We start from the raw sequence: 17,734 nt of genomic DNA, 5'->3' as shown, positions 1-17,734 counted from the left end.
GCCAGGACAATGCCGTCGAGACCGAACCTCTTCGCCGCCGCCTTTCTCCGCAACGGGTCCAGCTGGACCGGGGCCGAAGTCGACCTCTCCGAGGCGGAGATCGCCGACGACGTGGGCGACGCCGTGCAGGAGGCCCTCGGGCTGACCGGGGACGAGCTGGCCGTGCTCTGCGTCGAAGTCGAGGACGAGTGGTTCGCCATCGTCCGTTACGACGGGGAGGAGGATCCCCGGGTGTTCCTCTCCGACGCGCAGGCCGCGACCGACTCGCTGGGCGAGTTGTTCGCCGAACTGGCCGGGGTGGCGGTCGACAAGGAGACCCCCGACCTGGGCATCCGGCCTGCCGGTGACTTCGAACTGCTCGCCGACTTCGGGATGAGCGCGGAGGAGCTGCTGGAGCTCAGCATGGAGGAGGGCATGCTGCCCGCCGACACGCTCTCCGTGGTGGCCGAGCGCCTCTCCTTCGGGGACGAGCTCGACCGGTTGCGGTGACCGGCACGGGCTTCGACTCCGACTCCGACTCCGACTCCGACTTCGACGAGGCCATGACCCTGGCTCTGGAACTCGCCGCACAGGCCGGGGAGCGTGGGGAGGTGCCCGTCGGGGCTGTCGTGCTCGGACCCTCCGGCGAGGTCCTCGCCTCGGCCGGCAACGAGCGGGAGACTCTGGGCGACCCCACCGCACATGCCGAGATCCTCGCCATCCGCGCCGCCGCCGCAGCCCTCGGCGAATGGCGCCTGACCGGCTGCACCCTGGTCGTCACCCTGGAGCCGTGCACCATGTGCGCGGGCGCCGCCGTCCAGTCCCGGCTGGCCCGTGTCGTGTACGGCGCCACCGACGAGAAGGCCGGCGCCGCCGGCTCCCTCTGGGACGTCCTCCGCGACCGCCGCCTCAACCACCGCCCCGAGGTCATCAGCGGCATCCAGTCCGAGCAGTCAACCACCCTCCTCAGAACCTTCTTCACCACCCGCCGCCCGTGAACGCTCGCGGCCCCCGCCCTCCTGCCCGAGACGGTTGGCCTTGCCCTCAGCGCCGCTCCGCCGCGAGTGAGCGGGTAGCCCCCTGCCTGAGGCCGTCATGGTCTAGCCACCGCCGCTTCGCACTCGTGAACGAATGCGCGGGCACCTACCTTTGTCCGGTAAGCTGCTGCGCGGTGGTGTCTCCTAGTGGCCGATGGAGCGCGCCTCGAAAGCGCGTGTAGGGCAACCTACCGTGGGTTCAAATCCCACCACCACCGCCAACGAAACGAGCCGCTGACCTTGGGTCGGCGGCTCTTTTGCTGTGGGCTCACTCTTTGCCCCGGACTCACTCTTTGGCCCGGGCTCATTCCTTGCCCTGGGCTCATTCGGGTTCCGCGCACCGGCGTTTGCTTGGCAGGCGGCACATGCACGGCAATCAATCACCCCATGCGAGGGACGGCAGCTAGCCGCTGGTGGAAGCCGGGTCCGACCGAAGGTAATCAGGCACGGTGACCCCGTGTTGAGCCGTGATTTGTCTGTCCATGTTGATGGACACGGTTCGGGGGTCAGGCCTGGGAGTGGTCGATTTCTTGGATTATGCGGCCGCCTAGTTCTCGTTGGATGAGGGCTAGGCCGGATAGTTCGTCGGTGTCGGCGTTGGCGTCGTTGAGGGGGTCGACGTCGTCGACGTCTGAGGTGGCGGACTTCTTTCGGGTGGGGACGGCGTCGGGCCAGGACTGGCGGGGGCCTGCTTGGGCGGCTGCGCGGGCTGCGGATTTGGCGGCTGCCATGCCCGCGCTCGGTGCGGACCGGGGGGCGGTTCTCGGGGCGCTTGGCATGGGTGCCTCGCCGTCGTCCTCGTCCCACGGCGCGTCCGGCCAGGATTCATCGGTGGTCTGCGCGCCGGAGGCCTGCGATTCCGTTCCGGTACGCCTTCCGGACCCGTTGCCGGAGCCGTTTCGCGACCCGTTGGCGGAGCCGTTCCGTGAACTGGTGGTGGAGCCGTTCTGTGAGCCGTTGGCGGGACTGGTGGTGGAAGCCGGGGATGTCGCCGTGGTGGTGGGTGTCGGATGGGTTTCTTCCGGGGTGCCGGGCAGGGAAGAGTGCGTCGTTCCGGAGACTTCCTGGATTCCAGGGGCGCCCTGGGCGGCCTCGCCAGTGCCGTTCAGGCTCCGCGCGAGGTTGGCGCCAGCCGACGTCTCCTGGCCGTGGGACTGGGCCTCCGGGCCGGGATCGCCTGCCAAGCTGGTGGAAGATCCCGCCTGAGCGCCGGTGTTCCACTGGGCTGAAGTCGGTGCCGGGTCGGCCGGACTGGGGCCAGTTGAGCCGTGGCCGGTTGGGGCGCGACCGGCCGGGCCGCCGCCGTGGCTGGGGGAACTGGTTGACGGGCCTCCCGTTGACGGTCCTCCGCTCGTACGGGAAGACGGCCCGGTCGGGCCGGAGCCGACGACGATCTCGACGCGCCAGCTCCCGCCGAGCACGTCGCTCAGCGCGGCGGCGACTACTTCATCCCGTTTGCCCTTGAGGAACCCTTGGACGTCGCCGGGCTTCTCGAAACCGACCGTGACCAGGTTGCCCTCGGCCCCGAGCAGCCGACCCTGGGCGTTGAGGATCATCCACGCGACCCGCTGCCGGGACTTCACGGCCTCCAGCACGCTCGGCCATGCCTGCATGACCACACTCATGCCCCCCGAAGGAGAAGCCGTGGCTCCCGAAGAGGTCGTAGCTCCCAGAGAGGCCGCCGATCCACCGGCTGCCGATGGCCCACCGGTGCCGCTCGACCTTTCGGGGGCGCCTCCCCTCACTCCTGCGACCGCCGGCCAATCGTCATCGCCCCCTGAAGCCGGTCTCGCAGACTCCCGAGCCCCAGAGGACACGGGGGAAGACGTAGGCGGAGAGGGCACGGATGGAGAGGCCGCGCCGACCGGGCCCTCGGAGGAAGCCGAGGCTGTGGCAGAGGACCCTGCGATAGAAGGTCCTGCGGCAGAGGGTCCTGCGATAGAGGAGTCCCCGGCAGAAGGTCTCGGAGGGGAAGGCGGCTGCGCGCCCGCCCGCGTCATAGGCCCGCCCTGTGGCGTCGGCGAGTTTCCGCCTTGCGGTGGCGACGAGACGTTGGCCGTAGTGGGCAACGATGCGTTGGCCGTACCGGAGGAGATGCGTGGGCCTTCGCGTTCCAGGCGTTCCAGGCGGGCGAGGAGGGATGACTCGTCGTAGGTGGCCCCGGGAAGGAGGAGACGGGCGCACATGAGTTCGAGCAGCAGTCGCGGGGAGGTGGCCCCACGCATCTCGGTCAGACCCGCGTTGAAGACCTCGGCGGCACGGGTGAGCTCGGCGGGCCCCATGGAGGCGGCCTGGGCCTGAAGACGCTCCAACTCGTCGGCAGGACGGTCGAGCAGTCCGTTGCTCACCGCCTCCGGCACGTTGGCCAGAATCACCAGATCCCGGAACCGCTCCAACAGATCCGTCGCGAACCGCCGCGGATCATGCCCCCCCTCGACAACCCGGTTCACCGCATGGAAGACGTGACCACCATCCCGCCGTGCAAACGCGTCCACGATCTCGTCGAGCAGGTCCCCATCGGTGTACCCGAGCAGCGAGACCGCCCGCTGGTAGGTGATCCCGGCGTCGTCGGCCCCCGCCAGCAACTGGTCCAGGATCGACAGCGAGTCCCGGGCGGAACCGGCCCCGGCCCGAACCACCAGAGGCAGCGCGGTCGGCTCGTACGGCACCGCCTCAGATTCGAGGATCTCCTCCATGAGCGCCCGGAGGGTCGCCGGCGGCATCAACCGGAAGGGATAGTGGTGGGTCCGGGACTTGATGGTCCCGATGACCTTCTCCGGCTCGGTGGTGGCGAACACGAACTTGAGGTGCGGCGGCGGTTCCTCGACCAGTTTGAGCAGCGCGTTGAACCCTTCCCGGGTCACCATGTGCGCCTCGTCGATGATGTAAATCTTGAACCGCGCCGAGACGGGCGCGAAGAACGCGCGTTCCCGCAGATCGCGAGCGTCGTCCACACCACCGTGGGAGGCCGCGTCGATCTCGATGACGTCCAGGTGCCCGGGCCCGGTGGGCGCCAGTGCCACACACGACTCGCACACCCCGCACGGATCGGGCGTCGGCCCCTGCTCACAGTTGAGGCTCCGGGCCAGGATCCGCGCGCTGGAGGTCTTGCCACAGCCGCGTGGCCCGCTGAACAGATAGGCATGGTTGACGCGCCCGCTCCGCAACGCCTGGCGCAGCGGCTCGGTGACGTGTTCCTGCCCCTTGACCTCTGCGAACGTCCCTGGCCGGTACTTGCGGTAGAGCGCGAGACTCATGCGGTCTCCTCGGGGAGAGCGTCGCCGACGGTCGCCTCAGGACGCGGGCCCCAACTCCGTCAGCACGAGCCCCAAGACCAAGAAGACCCCCCGCACACCCGCCAGAGCCCGCTTATCCTTGCTGCCTTCCGGCCCTGGGGAGGTTCACAGGATGACGCCGCGCGAGGGGTCCTGTCACAGTCTAGCCCTGGTTGGCAGTGACATTGGCCGTGTCCGGCGAAGGCATGGACTGTTAAGTACGGCCCGACCTGGCTCTGGGGTCATGTAAGCTTTTCGACGGAGGATTCGCCTAGTTGGCCTAGGGCGCACGCTTGGAAAGCGTGTTGGGGGCAACCCCTCACGAGTTCGAATCTCGTATCCTCCGCGCTTGGTTGAGCAGCAAGAACACGTAGGGCCCGGACCGATCCAGCCGGGCCCTACGTGCGTTTAGGTCTCAGTTTGGGTCTCAGCTGGCGTCTTCGGAGGGCTCTTGAGGCTCCTCCGGCGCTTCCCGGGACAGGCCGTCCACCTATTCGCAGCCCTCTGCCGGATCGCCACCCGTCTGATCAACCGCTGTGTCGCGCGGATGCACCACGTCGCCACCAACAACACCACCGTCGCCAATGCCTTCTGGCGCGTGGGCCTACCTCGCCCCCACCCCCGCCCTGCTCCGGCCCGCCATCGCAGCCCGGGTCCTGGCCACCCGCACGCGTTGGGGCCGCTGCCTGAAGACGAGTGTTTTACGGGCTTGACACCGAATACGGTCGACACACGAGGACGCGTGATCATGAAATGTCGACGCAGAGTGAGGAATGAATGTCCGATCCAAATGACAATCAGTTGGGTGAAGCCGAATTCGAGGCGATGTATCAAGGCGACCCATCGACGGGCCCGAAGCTGCCGTGGGACATCGGCGCACCACAGCCCCTGATCGTCGCGCTGGCCCACGCCGGTGAGTTCACCGGCGAGGTGCTGGACATCGGCTGCGGCCTCGGCGACAACTCCGTGTTCCTCGCCAAGCGCGGGCTGCGGGTCACCGGACTGGACTTCGCGCCGTCCGCGGTCGAGCGGGCTCGCGCCCGGGCCGCGGCGGAAGGCGTCGACGTCACGTTCGCCGTCGGTGACGCGACGAAGCTCGAAGGTTACGAAGGCCGCTTCGACACGGTGCTAGACAGCGCGCTCTACCACTGCCTGACCGAGCAGGAGCGTCACGAATACCTCGCCGCGCTGACCCGAGCGACCAGACAGGGCGGGCGGCTGCACCTGATCTGCTTCTCGACCGAGGTGCCGGGTGTCTGCCCAGACCGACACTTGGTCAGCGAGGCGAACCTGCGCGAGACCGTCGGGAAGGACTGGACGATCGAACGGCTTGAACCCGCCGTCTTCACGACGGCGTTCGGCCACGAGGAGTTGCGTTCGGCCATCCAAGGCATCCAAAACGACGAATTCGACGCTTCTCCGCTCGCCGAGCTCGCGACCGATGCCGACGGCCGTGTGCTGATGCCGGTTTGGCAGTTGAAGGCGGTACGTTCAGCGACGTGATCCGCTCGTTCGAGGTCGGCCGGCAGATCGTCGACGTCCTCGATGCCCACCGACAGGGACGCGTTGCGCTCAGGCGACATCCGCGACCACGAGCGAGAGCCGGCAGTGGGGACACCGAGGACGAGACTGGCGGATCAGCCGTCGCGTGGGGTTCGGGAAAGCTCGGCGATCGCTTCGAGAATGAAGTGCCTGATCTCGGCGGGGGCTACGGCCACCGCGGCGAGTTCATTGAACTCTTGTCGGTAAATGTCTACGTCTGCCCACTTTTCAAGATATAGGGCTTGATTGAGAAGCTCGAGGTGCACCACATCGGGTAGTGATGGCTGCGCGAACCGGAGAATGGAAAACGAGCCGTTCGCCCTACGGGGGGCGCCGAACGGGAGGATCTGAATGCTGACATTCGAGAGATGGCCCACCTCAATGAGATGTTCCAGCTGGGCACGCATGGTCTCTACGTTGGCAATCGGGCGTCGCAGCACGGCTTCGTCGATAACGAACCACAGACGCGGCGGGTCAGGCGCCCTGAGCAATTGCTGGCGCCTCATCTTGAAATCGACCTGAAGTTCCAGGTCGCTTTGGGAGATACGCTCCCGGCCGAGTTTTCCGACGGTACTGGCGTACTCTCGGGTCTGTAGCAGGTCCGGAATATATCCGGCCGCGAATCCACGCACGACCGAAACGGCCTCCTCCAGGCCCACATAAGTTTGGAGCCAGGGCGGGATGACGTCGGAATAGCGGTGCCACCACCCCGGGGCGCTCGCCTGCCGGGTCATTGCCAGCAATGTCTCACGCTCTGTTTCGTCGGTCACTCCGTACAGCGTGAGCAGATCCGCCACGTCGCGTTCCTTGAAACCGATGCGCCCCAACTCCATGCGGCTGATCTTCGACTGGCTGGCGCGGATCACATGTGCGGCGTCCCAGGCGTTGATGCCTCTGGCCTCGCGAAGCCGGCGCAGTTCTGCGCCGATCAGCATGCGCAGGACGGTGGGCCCGCTCGGTGAGGGATGGTCCGTGCGCGCCGTGACCCCGGGCTCCCGTCCTCCCGGTTCGCCCATCAACGCTCCCGTCCACCAACCACCAAAGCCGACCAGAGCATCCTACGGTCCGTCACACCTCCTTGCCGATGCATATGCATTCCACTGCACTTGCATATGCACGGTACTGCCGCCATCATGGTGCCCTCCCGCACCACCCCAATGGGGCAACACCACTTATCCAGTCCCCGCACGGAAGTCGAGGTCGTCATGGGGGCACAACAGAACGATCCGGAACCTCAGCCCAGCACCGCCGAGGCCCGGCCGCTGCTCAGCTCCCGCGCGCTGCTCATCATCCTCACCGCGGTCCTGATCGGTGTCGTGGTCGCGGTGCAGCCGGCACTCGCCGTTCCCATCGGGGTCGGCGTCGCCGTGGTGACCCTCCTGGTGAAGATCCTCGGCGACTGAGGCACCCCTGGGGCGTTGTCAGCTGTCCAGTTGGACGGTGACGGTGACGCGGCCTGCTTTGTCGCGTCTGGCGATCGCATGCCCGGTGCGGTCGATCCCGTCCAGGTGCAGCGATATCGGTCCCCCGTCGGCCAAGAAGTTTCGCCACCACTTCTTGGCGTCGGGGAACTGGACGCCGATCGTGACGGTGTCGGCCGTGCGGCGGAAGGCGACGGGCGTGCTGAAGGTGCGTCCCGAGCGGCGTCCCGTGTAGGTGACGACCGTGAGGTGTCTGCTGATCAGCCGGCCCCATCGGGGAGAGGAGCGCAACGTCACGACCCAGGAGTTGAAACGGCTGATCGCCCGCTTCGGAAGCGGTCCCAGGTATCGCACTGAACCTCCATCGCGACAGGTGTCTCTTGCCGCCAACGTAGTCCCATAAGTGGAGCACCTCGTCCACTTGACCTAAAGTGAGAACCATGAGCGTCGAGGCATCTCGTATGCCGACCGTCCCCGATACGGCCGTGGGGTTGCGCGCCGATGCGCGGCGCAATCGCGACCGCATCGTCGAGGTCGCCCGCGAACTGTTCGCCGACCGCGGGCTCGACGTGCCGATGGCCGCGATCGCCCGGCACGCCCGCGTCGGGGTCGCGACGCTCTACCGACGTTTCCCCACGAAGGAATCGCTGGTCACCGAGGTGTTCGCCGATCAGTTCGAGGCCTGCGTGTCGGTGATCGACGACGCGCTGGCCGATCCGGACCCGTGGCGTGGGTTCTGTGCGGCCATTGAAAAGGTATGCACCATGCAGGCCGTCGACCGCGGCTTCAGCGCGGCCTTCATCGCGGCGTTCCCCGACGCGGTCGACATCGAGCGGGAACGCCACCGCGCCATACAGGGCTTCGCCGAGCTGACCCGGCGCGCCAAGGCGACCGGACAGCTGCGCGCCGACTTCGCGCAGGACGACCTCGTCCTTCTGGTCATGGCCAACGGCGGCATCATCACCGAATCCGCCGAAGTGGCCCAAGCGGCGTCCCGACGGCTCGTCGCCTACCTGCTCAGCGCCTTCCGCGCCGAACAGGCCGAGCCTCTCCCGCCACCCGCCCCACTCAACCTGCGGGACGTCCTACCGTCAGGCGGGGCAGGACATCAAGTACCGGCGACCTGATTCCCCGGGGCAGCGAAGAGTTCACCACTCATTCGGCGGTTTTCCCTTCACTTGACATCACTCAACAATGATCATCAGAGGTGTCCACCGCTCTTCCTCAAGGAGGCTTCGTGCACACCCCGCATCGCCCCCGACCTTGGTGGCCGGCACGGCTTACTCTCGTGCTCGCCGCCATCGTCTCCCTGACCGGCGTGGCCGGCATCACCCCCGCCGAGGCGTCGGTCTACAGCACCTGCACCATCTCCCGATGCTCCGACGCGCGTTCGGTCAACGCCATCTGGAAATCCAAGGGCTACCCCACCACCAGCGGCTGGTACTCCTGGCCGGACGGCAAGTACAACTACACTGGCGGGCGCTTCTACAACCGTGAAGGTCAACTCCCCAGCGGCGCCACCTACTACGAGTACGACGTCTACTCCCGGGCGCGGGGGGCGGCGCGCGACGCCTACCGGATCGTCGTCAACCGCAGCACCGGCGTGACCTGGTTCTCGCCGAACCACTACACCGACTTCTACCGGCTCTAGGAACCCCATGACCGCCGCAGGTCCGCTGCCGCAATGGCTGACAGTCTCCACCGGCCCGGTGCCGGCGGTCATCGACGGGCGCGCATGCCGGACCCGCGCCGCCTTCTTCGAGGAGGCGGCGCGGGTTCTGCGGTTTCCCGACTACTTCGGCCGCAACTGGGACGCGTTCGCGGACTCCCTCAGTGACGCGACCCGTGCCGGGACGCTCGCCCTTGTCGTGGAGCACGCCGAGGACCTACTCGGCGCCGAGCCCCCCGAACAGTTCGCCACACTGCTCGACATCCTGGCCGAGGCCGCTCGAACCGGGCTGACCACGACGTTGCACACCGATCCGGACCACGAGGCCCTGCTCCGCCGCCGGGCCGTCGAAGCCCTCACCTGATCAGGGCGCCCGGCGTGGATCGCCTGAGTTTGGGGATGATTGCGGAGAGTAATCGGACCTGTTCGGGGGCGACGGGATGGATTTCAGGGACGATGCGGAGCTTGACCCGTCGCAGGTCGAGGACAGCCGGGCGGCGGGGCCCGGACGGCCTCCGCGAGGGATGTCCGGGTGCGTGCTGCCGATCGGGGGCCGGGGCGGCTGCCTGATGCTGGTCCTCGGGGTGGGGGTCTTGCTGCTGTTCGGTCAGCCGTTGTTCAGCGGGTTCAGCCAGCCGGGTCCGTACAAGCCGCCGCCGCCCACCGAAGGGAATCTGGCCGAACGTTGCAAGCTGGGATCGGACGCCGACCAATCCGAGGATTGCCGGATCGTCGGCATCGTCAACAGCATTCAGGGGTACTGGAAACAGGCCTTCGCGGGCCGCCATCGCACGTACCAGCCGGCGAAGACGCAGCTTTTCCGCTCAGCTGTATCCACAGCCTGTGGAAAAGCCAACTCCTCGGTTGGGCCCTTCTACTGTCCGGTGGATCGGCGGGTCTATCTCGATTTGAGCTTCTTCAACGAGTTGCAGTCCCAGTTCGGGGCGGAGAACGGGCCGTTCGCCCAGGCGTACGTCGTCGCCCACGAGTACGGTCACCACGTGCAGAACCTGCTCGGGACCATGCGCAAAGTGGGCGCCGATCGCCACGGTGCCACCAGCGGTGCCGTACGGCTGGAGCTACAGGCTGACTGTTATGCGGGGGTATGGGCGCACAACGCAGTCCGTACCGGCTTCTACGCCGCGCCGTTCACCCCGCAGGACATCGGCCAGGCGCTGCAGGCCGCCGCCGCGGTGGGCGACGACAACATCCAGGAGCGCACCCAGGGCTACGTCACCCCGGACGGTTTCACCCACGGCACCTCCCAGCAGCGGGTCACCTGGTTCACCACCGGCTACCAGTCCGGCAATCCCGGCAGGTGCGACACGTTCACCGGCTCGATCTAAAGCAGTCGTCCCGGATGACAGCTGCGACACCTTCTTCCCAGCCCGCTAAGGCGGCAGGCAAACTCTGGCATCTTCTCCTAAACTACGTAGCGTGATCTTTAAGTTGGTCGGCGATGGACGTCCGTACCCCGAGCATGGGCTTGGCCATCGCGAGTGGGCCCAAATACCCCCGCGCCAGGTCAGGCTGGACACGCTCGTCACCACCAAGGCGGTGCTCGACCTGCACTCCCTGCTGGCCAAGGACTCCACCTTCTACGGCGACCTGTTCCCCCACGTCGTCCAGTGGCAGGGCGAGCTCTACCTGGAGGACGGCCTGCACCGCGCCCTCCGCGCCGCCCTCCACCAGCGCTCGGTCCTGCACGCCCGCGTCCTGGAACTCGAGAACTGATCCAGTCACAGCAGCCGAATCTGGGCTATCGCGTGGCGGTGGTCGGAGGGCGGGGTCAGTTGGGTCAGGCGTTCGAGGATTTCGTAGTCGTGGTGGCCGGAGGGGGTCTGGGCGAAGGACCAGAGGGCGTCGGGGGTGCCCTTGGTGAGGAGTTCGGAGCGGACTCGGGCTTCTAGTTCGTCGCGTTCGCGGCGGATCGCGGGGGATTCTGAGCGGGGCAGCAGGGGGCCCTGGTAGAGCCGGGTGAGGGTAGTGAGGTCGCCGGTGGTCAGAGCCCGGCGCACGGCCTTGATATCGGTGTCGACGTTCCCGAGCAGCCGGTACGGCTTGGCGACGACAGCCCCGGCGAACTGGGCCCGCAGGCGGTGGATCTCGGCTCGGATGGTGACCGGGTTGCCTTCGTCGCCGTACAGCAGGAAGGACAGCTGTTCGGCGGTGAGGCCGCGGGGGTGGGTGGCGAGCAGGGCGAGGATCTCGGCGTGCCGGAGGGTGAGCGGGATGCGGCTGCCGTCCAGGTCGGCGTACGGGTGGTCGGTGCCGAGCAGGGTGAGGGTGAGGCGGGGTTCGGCGAAGCCGGCGGGCATGATCAGGTACGCGTCGCCCAGCGATTCCAGGTAGGCGGATTCGCCGTCGGGCATCAGGATGCGGTCTCCGTCGGCAGGCAGGGTGAGCCGCGCCCCGAGGAACCGGCTGCCGCCGATGACCCGGCCGGACGGCGTCACCAGCAGGCCGGAGGCGCGTAGCCGCCGTTGGTGACGGGTGCGGATGCGCTCGTCGCGTTCCCGCATGCGGAGGGTGAGGTGGCTCTCGGCCAGGCGGGCGGCGGCGCCGACGAGGGCGACGGTGGCGGGCGGCAGGGTGGCGCTGGTTCCGCTGATGTCCACGCAGCCGAGCACGGCGCCGGTGTCCGGGTCGATGATCGGGGAGCCGACGCAGGACCAGTGGTGCAGCACCTTGATCAGGTGTTCCCTGGAGTACACGCTGGTCGGGCGGCGGGTGGCCAGGGCGGTGCCGATGCCGTTGGTGCCGACCGCCTCTTCCGACCAGGCGAAACCGTCGGCCAGGCCGATGGCGTCCCCCCGCCGGAGCACGCCGGGATGACCGTCCCGCCAGAGCACGCGCCCGTCCGCGTCGGTGACCACCATGATGTGCGCGGCCTCGTCGGCGATCTGCAGGAGGGTGTGGCCGAGCAGCGGCAGCAGATCGGCGAGCGGATGCGCGGACCGGGCGTCCCCGATGTCGGACTGGTCGTAGATCAGCGGCGCGGCCTGCACCTCCGGGTGGATTCCGGCCCGGAGCGATCGCTGCCACGACGCGGAAATCACGGTACGCGGTGGGTTGTCGCCGGATGGCATGGTGGTTCGGTGGAATGGTTCCCGCATTCTGCATCCCCAGCCTTGATCGGGCTCGCAGCCGATTTTGCCAATCTCCATGAGTAACCGGTTGATCGCAACCTGTATGCAACGTTCTCCTCGCTAGGTTTGCCTGCATCACGCCGGGCCGCGGCCGACCCGGAGTGATCGAGGTCGGGTCCCGGACGCTTGGAGGGGGGTCGGGGCCCGGCCTCCGGGGTGTGAGCCGTCCATCGGGAAGGTGAGGCGGAACATGGGCGGAACATGGGAAGCACGCCGGTGTCACATGGGCGGCAAACGCCGTAGGCTCGTCGGGTCGGACACGTCAGCCGGTCGCTGAGGAGCGCACGATTGTGAACCCAGGAGATGTGAACCTGCAGCAGTTGCTGGAACAGGCCCAGCTGGTGCAGCAGCAACTCGTCTCGGCCCAGCAGGAACTGAACGACGCCCAGGTTGAGGGGAGCGCTGGCGGCGGGCTCGTGGTGGCGACCGTGAACGGCAGCGGGGAGCTGCTTGAGCTCACCATCGACCCAAAGGTGATCGACGCGAGCGCGCCCGAGGAGACCGCGGAGACCGTGGCCGACCTCGTCATCGCCGCGGTGCGGGACGCCGTGCGGGCCGCCTCGGAGTTGCAGCAGGAGAAGCTCGGCCCGCTCGCGCAGGGCCTCGGCGGGGGCGGCCTCGGCCAGCTCCCCGGGTTCTAGCGGTCATGTACGAGGGCGTCGTCCAGAACCTGATCGACGAGCTCGGGCTGCTCCCGGGCGTCGGTCCCAAGAGCGCCCAGCGCATCGCCTTCCATCTGCTGTCGGCCGACCCTGCCGACGTCAAACGGCTGGCCCACGCGCTCCTTGAGGTGAAGGAGAAGGTGCGGTTCTGCCGGGTCTGCGGGAACGTGGCCGCCGAGGAGGAGTGCCGGATCTGCCGTGACCCGCGCCGCGACCCGCACGTGATCTGCGTGGTGGAGGAGTCCAAGGACGTCGTGGCGATCGAGAAGACCCGCGAGTTCCGCGGCCGCTACCACGTGCTCGGCGGCGCGATCAGCCCGATCGACGGGGTGGGTCCTGACGATCTGCGGATCAGGGAGCTGATGGCCCGGCTGGCCGACGGGCAGGTGACCGAGTTGATCCTGGCGACCGATCCGAACCTGGAGGGGGAGGCAACGGCGACGTATCTCGCTAGGCTCGTCAAACCCATGGGACTGAGAGTGACACGACTGGCGAGCGGTCTGCCCGTGGGTGGTGACCTTGAGTACGCCGACGAGGTGACCCTGGGCCGCGCTTTCGAGGGACGGAGACTCCTGGATGTTTGACGAGTGGCGCGCCCTGGCGGATCGGGTGGCCGGGCATGCGCAGAACTATCTGGACGGGTTGACCCGGCTGGCCGGCGGCGAGGGCGGGGACGCGATCCTGCCGCTGCTGCTGGTGGAGGTGGCCCAGGTGAGCCTGGCGGGCACCCAGCTCGCGGCGGTGCAGGACGTGATCCTGCAGGGCAATTTCGAGCCCGCGTTGAGCGAGGACCCAGACGCCGACCCGCTGCGCACCGCGCTGGCCGCCCGCCTGGGGCCTGTTGACGACTACGCCGAGGTGTTCGACCCCTACAAGGACACCAACGTCACGCCGTACCGGCTGTCGGACGATCTCACGGCGGTGGCCGCGGACCTCATCCACGGCCTGCGCCACTACCAGGCCGGCCGGCCCCTGGAGGCGCTCTGGTGGTGGCAGTACTCCTACTTCAACACCTGGGGCAACCACGCCGGCGCGGCCCTGCGGGCGCTGCAGGCGCTGGTCGCCCACACCCGGCTTGACGTGGCGGAAGAGGCGACCACCGTGTAGCCCCTGTCCGTATGGTGGGCTTAACCAGTTGGGCCTGTGAGACGCGCCAGTAGACTGTGAGCTCCACGTCCAGATTCATACGGAGACATCCAGTGGCGCTCGTTGTCCAGAAATACGGTGGTTCGTCCGTCGCCGATGCCGCCTGCATCAAGCGGGTGGCGCAGCGGATCGTCGCGACGAAAAAAGCCGGCAACGACGTCGTGGTGATCGTCTCCGCGATGGGCGACACCACCGACGAACTGCTCGACCTGGCCCAGCAGGTCTCGCCGCTCCCCCCAGGGCGCGAGCTGGACATGCTGCTGACCTCGGGTGAGCGCATCTCGATGGCCCTGCTGGCGATGGCCATCGCCAACCTGGGCCACGAGGCGCGCAGCTTCACCGGCTCCCAGGCGGGCGTGATCACCGACTCCACCCACGGCAAGGCGCGGATCATCGACGTCACGCCCGGCCGCCTCCGCGCGGCCATGGAGCAGGGGCACATCGCCATCGTGGCCGGATTCCAGGGCGTCTCCCAGGACACCAAGGACATCACCACCCTCGGCCGGGGCGGCTCGGACACCACGGCGGTCGCGCTGGCGGCGGCCCTGGGCGCCGACGTCTGCGAGATCTACACCGACGTGGACGGCATCTTCACCGCCGACCCGCGGATCGTGCGCCGGGCCAGGAAGATCCCGCGCATCTCCTACGAGGAGACGCTGGAGATGGCCGCCTGCGGCGCCAAGATCCTGCACCTGCGGTGCGTGGAGTACGCGCGGCGTTTCAACGTCCCGATCCACGTCCGCAGCTCGTTCAGCACCAGGGAAGGCACCTGGGTCTTCTCCGACCCCAAGACCGAAGGAAGCGAGATGGAGCAGCCCATCATCTCCGGCGTGGCGCACGACCGGAGCGAGGCCAAGATCACTGTGGTCGGGGTGCCCGACAAGGTCGGAGAGGCCGCCGCCATCTTCCGCACGCTGGCGGACGCCGAGGTCAACATTGACATGATCGTGCAGAACGTGTCGGCGGCGGCCACCGGCCGTACCGACATCTCCTTCACGCTGCCCACGGCGGACGCGCAGACCGCGCTGAGCGCGCTGAAGAAGATCCAGGATCAGGTGGTCTTCGAGAGCCTGCTCTTCGACGACCAGATCGGCAAGGTGTCGCTGATCGGCGCCGGGATGCGGTCGCACCCCGGGGTGACCGCGAAGTTCTTCGGGGCGCTCGCCGACGCCGGCGTGAACATCGAGATGATCTCCACCTCGGAGATCCGGATCTCGGTGATCGTGGGACAGAACGAGGTGGACGCGGCGGTCAACGCCGCGCACTCGGCGTTCGACTTGGACGCCGACCAGGTGGAGGCCGTGGTGTACGGGGGGACCGGACGATGAGCAAGCCCACTCTTGCCCTGGTAGGCGCCACCGGCGCGGTCGGCACCGTGATGCGGGAGATCATCTCCTCCCGCCCGGACATCTACGGCGAGATCCGCCTGGTGGCCTCGGCCCGGTCGGCCGGACGCCTGCTGCCGGTGCGCGGCGAAGAGGTGGCCGTGCGGGCGCTCGCCCCCGAGGTCTTCGACGGCGTGGACATCGCCATCTTCGACGTGCCGGACGAGGTCTCCGCCGAGTGGGTGCCGATCGCGGCCGCCCGCGGCGCCATCGCCATCGACAAGTCGGGCACCTTCCGGATGAACCCGCAGGTGCCGCTGGTGGTGCCCGAGGTGAACCCGGGCGACGCGCGGACCCGCCCGCTCGGCATCGTGTCCACCCCGAACTGCACCACGCTGTCGATGATGGCCGCGATGGGCGCGCTGCACGCCGAGTTCGGCCTGCGCGAGCTGGTGGTCGCCTCCTACCAGGCGGTCTCCGGCGCGGGGGTGGCCGGTTCCGCCCGGCTGTATGACGAGATCGAGGCCCTGGCCGGGGACCGCACGGTCGGCCAGAGCGCCGGTGACGTACGGAAGGTCCTGCAGAACAAGCTGGCGGACGACGGCACCTTCCCCGCCCCGGTGGCCTTCAACGTGGTGCCCTTCGCGGGCTCGCTCAAGGACGACGGCTGGGCCTCGGAGGAGCTGAAGCTCCGCAACGAGTCCCGCAAGATCCTCGGCATCCCCGACCTCAAGGTCTCCGCCACCTGCGTCCGGGTCCCCGTGGTGACCACCCACTCGCTGGCGGTGCACGCCACCTTCGAGCGGGAGATCACGGTCGCCGACGCGCACCGGGTGCTGGCCGCGGCCCCGACCGTGGTCCTGGTGGACGACCCCGCCAACAACCTCTACCCGATGCCCATCGACGTGGTCGGCACCGACCCCACCTACGTGGGCCGGGTCCGCCAGGCGCTGGACTTCCCGAACACCCTGGACCTGTTCGTCTGCGGCGACAACCTCCGCAAGGGCGCGGCCCTGAACGCGGCGGAGATCGCCGAGCTGATCGTCACGACCGAGTTCTAGGCGGCCGGGGACCCGCGCGGGTCCCCGGTCACTTCACCGGAACAGCACGTCCCAGTGGTCTGGTTCGCGGGCGTAGATGTCGTTCTCCCGGTTGCGGTAGAGGCGGGCGCCGTCGCCGCGGGTCTTGTAGTACTCCATGTTCCTGGTGATGTACGCGTCGACGCAGGCGTTGAGCTGGATGTCGACCTTGTAGCCGTTGCCGTGGCTGTAGAAGCCGCGCGCGTGCCCGGTCTCGGTGCCGCCGGTGATGACCACCCGGCAGCCGCTGCGCTCCTTCAGCTCGACCGTCTTCAGCACGGTGCCGAACCGGATCCCGTGCAGGGACGTGCACCAGGGCCGGTTGTGGTCGGTGCAGCGGCCGGAGGCGTGCCAGCCGATGCCCGCCCTGGCCACCCGCCGCATGGCCAGGTCGTGGCTGATCCGGACCGCGGCCATCCGGCGCCAGGCGCGTTCGCGGGCCTTGACGCCGTGGCTGACCGGGCTCTGGACGTGGAACACCTGCGTGTACGGGCGGATCTGGACCGCCGAGGGCGACCCTTGCCGGACCGGGTTGTCGGCTGAGGCGAAGGCGGGGGAGGCCAGGATGACCGTGGTCAGGCCGGCGAAACCCCACCAGGCAGGACCTACCCGCATCACGTTCCCCCGTTACTCGCTGTGGTGGGGGAGTTGCCAAAAGGATCAATGCCACGGAGTACTCGGAGCCATCCCTGCGGAGCGTCAGAGTTTGCCCCAGGATGCGCATCATCTGAGGGGTCCATGACCTAACGGGGGCGAGAGCCGTACAGTGACCGGTGTGCCCCGGCAGAGAGTGAGAGCCAGCGAGAAGACGCGGGAACTGATCGTGGCGACCGCACTGCGGCTGTTCCGGGAGCGGGGGTTCGAGGCGACCACGATGCGGGCGATCGCCGCGGAGGCGGGCGTCTCGGTGGGCAACGCGTACTACTACTTCGCCTCCAAGGAACAGTTGATCCAGGCGTACTACGACCGGGCGCAGGCGGAGCACGAGGCGGCCTGCGCGGAGGTGCTGGCCACCGAGGGGGCGTTCGCGGCGCGGCTGCGGGGGGTGCTCCAGGCCTGGGTGCGGGTGTCGGAGCCGTACCACGCGTTCGCGGTGAAGTTCTTCAAGCACGCGGCGGAGCCGGACAATCCGCTCAGCCCGTTCAGTCCGGACTCGGCGCCGGCCCGGGAGTCGTCCATCGCGATCTACCGGCAGGTGGTGGACGGGTGCGTGGACCGCATGGACCCGGAGCTCCGGGAGGAGCTGCCTGAGCTGTTGTGGTTGCTCTCCATGGGGGTGGTGCTCTTCTGGGTGCACGACGCCAGTGAGGGCTGTACCCGGACGTACCGGTTGATCGATCGGACCGTGCCACTGGTCGACCGTCTGGTCGGGCTCTCGTACCTGCCGGGTTTGCGGGGGGTTACGAGGGACTTTATCGAGGTCGTCCGCGAGCTTCGGGAGAGATGATCC

Annotated in this window: 20 protein-coding genes, 2 tRNA genes and 1 other RNA gene; 17 read left to right on the top strand and 6 right to left on the bottom strand. The window is 68.2% G+C overall.

Going from position 1 to position 17,734, the window contains the following annotated elements; all coding sequences use genetic code 11:
* The first annotated feature begins 9 nt into the window (after positions 1-9).
* The 3 genes from KIP79_RS23115 (at position 10) to KIP79_RS23105 (ending at position 1,237) form a co-directional block, all read left to right on the top strand.
* Positions 10-489: a tRNA adenosine deaminase-associated protein gene (locus KIP79_RS23115; RefSeq protein WP_214106984.1), complete on the top strand. Its 480-nt coding sequence runs from the start codon at positions 10-12 to the stop codon at positions 487-489.
* A gap of 53 nt (positions 490-542) precedes the next feature.
* Positions 543-977 carry a tRNA adenosine(34) deaminase TadA gene (gene tadA / locus KIP79_RS23110; protein WP_214107034.1) on the top strand — a complete coding sequence of 145 codons (435 nt, stop codon included), beginning with the start codon at positions 543-545 and terminating at the stop codon, positions 975-977.
* 172 nt (positions 978-1,149) lie between these two features.
* Positions 1,150-1,237: transfer RNA gene (locus tag KIP79_RS23105), tRNA-Ser, on the top strand.
* A 285-nt stretch (positions 1,238-1,522) separates the two neighbouring features.
* Here the strand turns inward: KIP79_RS23105 and KIP79_RS23100 are convergent.
* Together KIP79_RS23100 and ffs are read right to left on the bottom strand one after the other, a co-directional pair.
* Complete coding sequence (locus KIP79_RS23100) at positions 1,523-4,273, bottom strand: DNA polymerase III subunit gamma and tau (protein ID WP_250213671.1); 2,751 nt, start codon at positions 4,271-4,273, stop codon at positions 1,523-1,525.
* Positions 4,274-4,351: 78 nt separating this feature from the next.
* Positions 4,352-4,447, bottom strand: an RNA gene (ffs, locus tag KIP79_RS23095) — signal recognition particle sRNA small type.
* Positions 4,448-4,551: 104 nt separating this feature from the next.
* On the opposite strand from ffs, the gene KIP79_RS23090 reads away from it, so the two are divergent.
* Positions 4,552-4,637: transfer RNA gene (locus tag KIP79_RS23090), tRNA-Ser, on the top strand.
* A gap of 431 nt (positions 4,638-5,068) precedes the next feature.
* Positions 5,069-5,794 (top strand): class I SAM-dependent methyltransferase, encoded by a 726-nt coding sequence (locus KIP79_RS23085; RefSeq protein WP_214106983.1) that lies wholly within the window; start codon positions 5,069-5,071, stop codon positions 5,792-5,794.
* 134 nt (positions 5,795-5,928) lie between these two features.
* On the opposite strand, the gene KIP79_RS23080 is transcribed toward KIP79_RS23085, so the two are convergent.
* A complete protein-coding gene (locus KIP79_RS23080; RefSeq protein WP_250213670.1) occupies positions 5,929-6,768 on the bottom strand; it encodes a helix-turn-helix domain-containing protein in 840 nt (279 codons plus the stop codon).
* Between the two features lie 270 nt (positions 6,769-7,038).
* On the opposite strand from KIP79_RS23080, the gene KIP79_RS23075 reads away from it, so the two are divergent.
* On the top strand, positions 7,039-7,236 hold the full coding sequence (locus tag KIP79_RS23075; RefSeq protein WP_214106981.1) for a hypothetical protein: 198 nt from the start codon (positions 7,039-7,041) through the stop codon (positions 7,234-7,236).
* An 18-nt stretch (positions 7,237-7,254) separates the two neighbouring features.
* On the opposite strand, the gene KIP79_RS23070 is transcribed toward KIP79_RS23075, so the two are convergent.
* A complete protein-coding gene (locus KIP79_RS23070) occupies positions 7,255-7,608 on the bottom strand; it encodes a hypothetical protein (RefSeq protein WP_308169845.1) in 354 nt (117 codons plus the stop codon).
* Between the two features lie 86 nt (positions 7,609-7,694).
* On the opposite strand from KIP79_RS23070, the gene KIP79_RS23065 reads away from it, so the two are divergent.
* The 5 genes from KIP79_RS23065 to KIP79_RS23045 all read left to right on the top strand — a co-directional run bounded on the left by KIP79_RS23065 (position 7,695) and on the right by KIP79_RS23045 (position 10,657).
* Positions 7,695-8,381, top strand: coding sequence for a TetR/AcrR family transcriptional regulator (locus KIP79_RS23065; protein WP_214106980.1), 687 nt, complete (start codon positions 7,695-7,697; stop codon positions 8,379-8,381).
* Positions 8,382-8,542: 161 nt separating this feature from the next.
* Positions 8,543-8,905: a ribonuclease domain-containing protein gene (locus KIP79_RS23060; RefSeq protein WP_214106979.1), complete on the top strand. Its 363-nt coding sequence runs from the start codon at positions 8,543-8,545 to the stop codon at positions 8,903-8,905.
* 7 nt (positions 8,906-8,912) lie between these two features.
* Positions 8,913-9,287 carry a barstar family protein gene (locus KIP79_RS23055; RefSeq protein ID WP_214106978.1) on the top strand — a complete coding sequence of 125 codons (375 nt, stop codon included), beginning with the start codon at positions 8,913-8,915 and terminating at the stop codon, positions 9,285-9,287.
* 76 nt (positions 9,288-9,363) lie between these two features.
* Entirely contained in the window at positions 9,364-10,269 is a 906-nt protein-coding gene (ypfJ, locus tag KIP79_RS23050) for a KPN_02809 family neutral zinc metallopeptidase (RefSeq protein ID WP_214106977.1), read from the top strand.
* Between the two features lie 91 nt (positions 10,270-10,360).
* On the top strand, positions 10,361-10,657 hold the full coding sequence (locus KIP79_RS23045; RefSeq protein ID WP_155339870.1) for a type II toxin-antitoxin system VapB family antitoxin: 297 nt from the start codon (positions 10,361-10,363) through the stop codon (positions 10,655-10,657).
* 5 nt (positions 10,658-10,662) lie between these two features.
* Here the strand turns inward: KIP79_RS23045 and KIP79_RS23040 are convergent, their stop codons facing one another.
* A complete protein-coding gene (locus KIP79_RS23040; protein WP_504742158.1) occupies positions 10,663-12,039 on the bottom strand; it encodes a helix-turn-helix domain-containing protein in 1,377 nt (458 codons plus the stop codon).
* Between the two features lie 323 nt (positions 12,040-12,362).
* Here KIP79_RS23040 and KIP79_RS23035 point away from each other — a divergent pair, with 323 nt between their 5' ends.
* The 5 genes from KIP79_RS23035 to KIP79_RS23015 all read left to right on the top strand — a co-directional run bounded on the left by KIP79_RS23035 (position 12,363) and on the right by KIP79_RS23015 (position 16,266).
* Positions 12,363-12,713 carry a YbaB/EbfC family nucleoid-associated protein gene (locus KIP79_RS23035; RefSeq protein ID WP_214106975.1) on the top strand — a complete coding sequence of 117 codons (351 nt, stop codon included), beginning with the start codon at positions 12,363-12,365 and terminating at the stop codon, positions 12,711-12,713.
* Between the two features lie 5 nt (positions 12,714-12,718).
* Positions 12,719-13,318 carry a recombination mediator RecR gene (gene recR, locus KIP79_RS23030; protein ID WP_214106974.1) on the top strand — a complete coding sequence of 200 codons (600 nt, stop codon included), beginning with the start codon at positions 12,719-12,721 and terminating at the stop codon, positions 13,316-13,318.
* On the top strand, positions 13,311-13,841 hold the full coding sequence (locus KIP79_RS23025) for a DUF5063 domain-containing protein (RefSeq protein WP_214106973.1): 531 nt from the start codon (positions 13,311-13,313) through the stop codon (positions 13,839-13,841). The genes recR and KIP79_RS23025 overlap by 8 nt, the downstream gene beginning before the upstream one ends.
* Positions 13,842-13,933: 92 nt before the next feature.
* Entirely contained in the window at positions 13,934-15,208 is a 1,275-nt protein-coding gene (locus tag KIP79_RS23020; protein WP_214106972.1) for an aspartate kinase, read from the top strand.
* On the top strand, positions 15,205-16,266 hold the full coding sequence (locus tag KIP79_RS23015) for an aspartate-semialdehyde dehydrogenase (RefSeq protein ID WP_214106971.1): 1,062 nt from the start codon (positions 15,205-15,207) through the stop codon (positions 16,264-16,266). Before KIP79_RS23020 ends, KIP79_RS23015 begins: the two co-directional genes overlap by 4 nt.
* Positions 16,267-16,299: 33 nt before the next feature.
* On the opposite strand, the gene KIP79_RS23010 is transcribed toward KIP79_RS23015, so the two are convergent.
* Positions 16,300-16,899: a hypothetical protein gene (locus KIP79_RS23010; RefSeq protein ID WP_214106970.1), complete on the bottom strand. Its 600-nt coding sequence runs from the start codon at positions 16,897-16,899 to the stop codon at positions 16,300-16,302.
* 160 nt (positions 16,900-17,059) lie between these two features.
* On the opposite strand from KIP79_RS23010, the gene KIP79_RS23005 reads away from it, so the two are divergent.
* Positions 17,060-17,731, top strand: coding sequence for a TetR/AcrR family transcriptional regulator (locus KIP79_RS23005; RefSeq protein WP_308169844.1), 672 nt, complete (start codon positions 17,060-17,062; stop codon positions 17,729-17,731).
* Positions 17,732-17,734 lie beyond the last annotated feature (3 nt).

It is taken from the genome of Acrocarpospora catenulata (genome assembly GCF_018476525.1).
Classification (GTDB): Bacteria; Actinomycetota; Actinomycetes; order Streptosporangiales; family Streptosporangiaceae; genus Acrocarpospora; species Acrocarpospora catenulata.
The sequence above is the reverse complement of the archived record's forward strand: the minus strand, read 5'-3'. Positions and strand labels throughout refer to the sequence as shown.

Coding starts and splice junctions, on each gene's coding strand:
- KIP79_RS23115 (WP_214106984.1), top strand. CDS start 10: ATGCCGTCGAGACCGAACCTCTTCGCCGCCGCCTTTCTCCGCAACGGG.
- tadA (WP_214107034.1), top strand. CDS start 543: ATGACCCTGGCTCTGGAACTCGCCGCACAGGCCGGGGAGCGTGGGGAG.
- KIP79_RS23100 (WP_250213671.1), bottom strand. CDS start 4,273: ATGAGTCTCGCGCTCTACCGCAAGTACCGGCCAGGGACGTTCGCAGAG.
- KIP79_RS23085 (WP_214106983.1), top strand. CDS start 5,069: ATGTCCGATCCAAATGACAATCAGTTGGGTGAAGCCGAATTCGAGGCG.
- KIP79_RS23080 (WP_250213670.1), bottom strand. CDS start 6,768: ATGCTGATCGGCGCAGAACTGCGCCGGCTTCGCGAGGCCAGAGGCATC.
- KIP79_RS23075 (WP_214106981.1), top strand. CDS start 7,039: ATGGGGGCACAACAGAACGATCCGGAACCTCAGCCCAGCACCGCCGAG.
- KIP79_RS23065 (WP_214106980.1), top strand. CDS start 7,695: ATGAGCGTCGAGGCATCTCGTATGCCGACCGTCCCCGATACGGCCGTG.
- KIP79_RS23055 (WP_214106978.1), top strand. CDS start 8,913: ATGACCGCCGCAGGTCCGCTGCCGCAATGGCTGACAGTCTCCACCGGC.
- ypfJ (WP_214106977.1), top strand. CDS start 9,364: ATGGATTTCAGGGACGATGCGGAGCTTGACCCGTCGCAGGTCGAGGAC.
- KIP79_RS23040 (WP_504742158.1), bottom strand. CDS start 12,039: ATGCGGGAACCATTCCACCGAACCACCATGCCATCCGGCGACAACCCA.
- recR (WP_214106974.1), top strand. CDS start 12,719: ATGTACGAGGGCGTCGTCCAGAACCTGATCGACGAGCTCGGGCTGCTC.
- KIP79_RS23025 (WP_214106973.1), top strand. CDS start 13,311: ATGTTTGACGAGTGGCGCGCCCTGGCGGATCGGGTGGCCGGGCATGCG.
- KIP79_RS23015 (WP_214106971.1), top strand. CDS start 15,205: ATGAGCAAGCCCACTCTTGCCCTGGTAGGCGCCACCGGCGCGGTCGGC.
- KIP79_RS23010 (WP_214106970.1), bottom strand. CDS start 16,899: ATGCGGGTAGGTCCTGCCTGGTGGGGTTTCGCCGGCCTGACCACGGTC.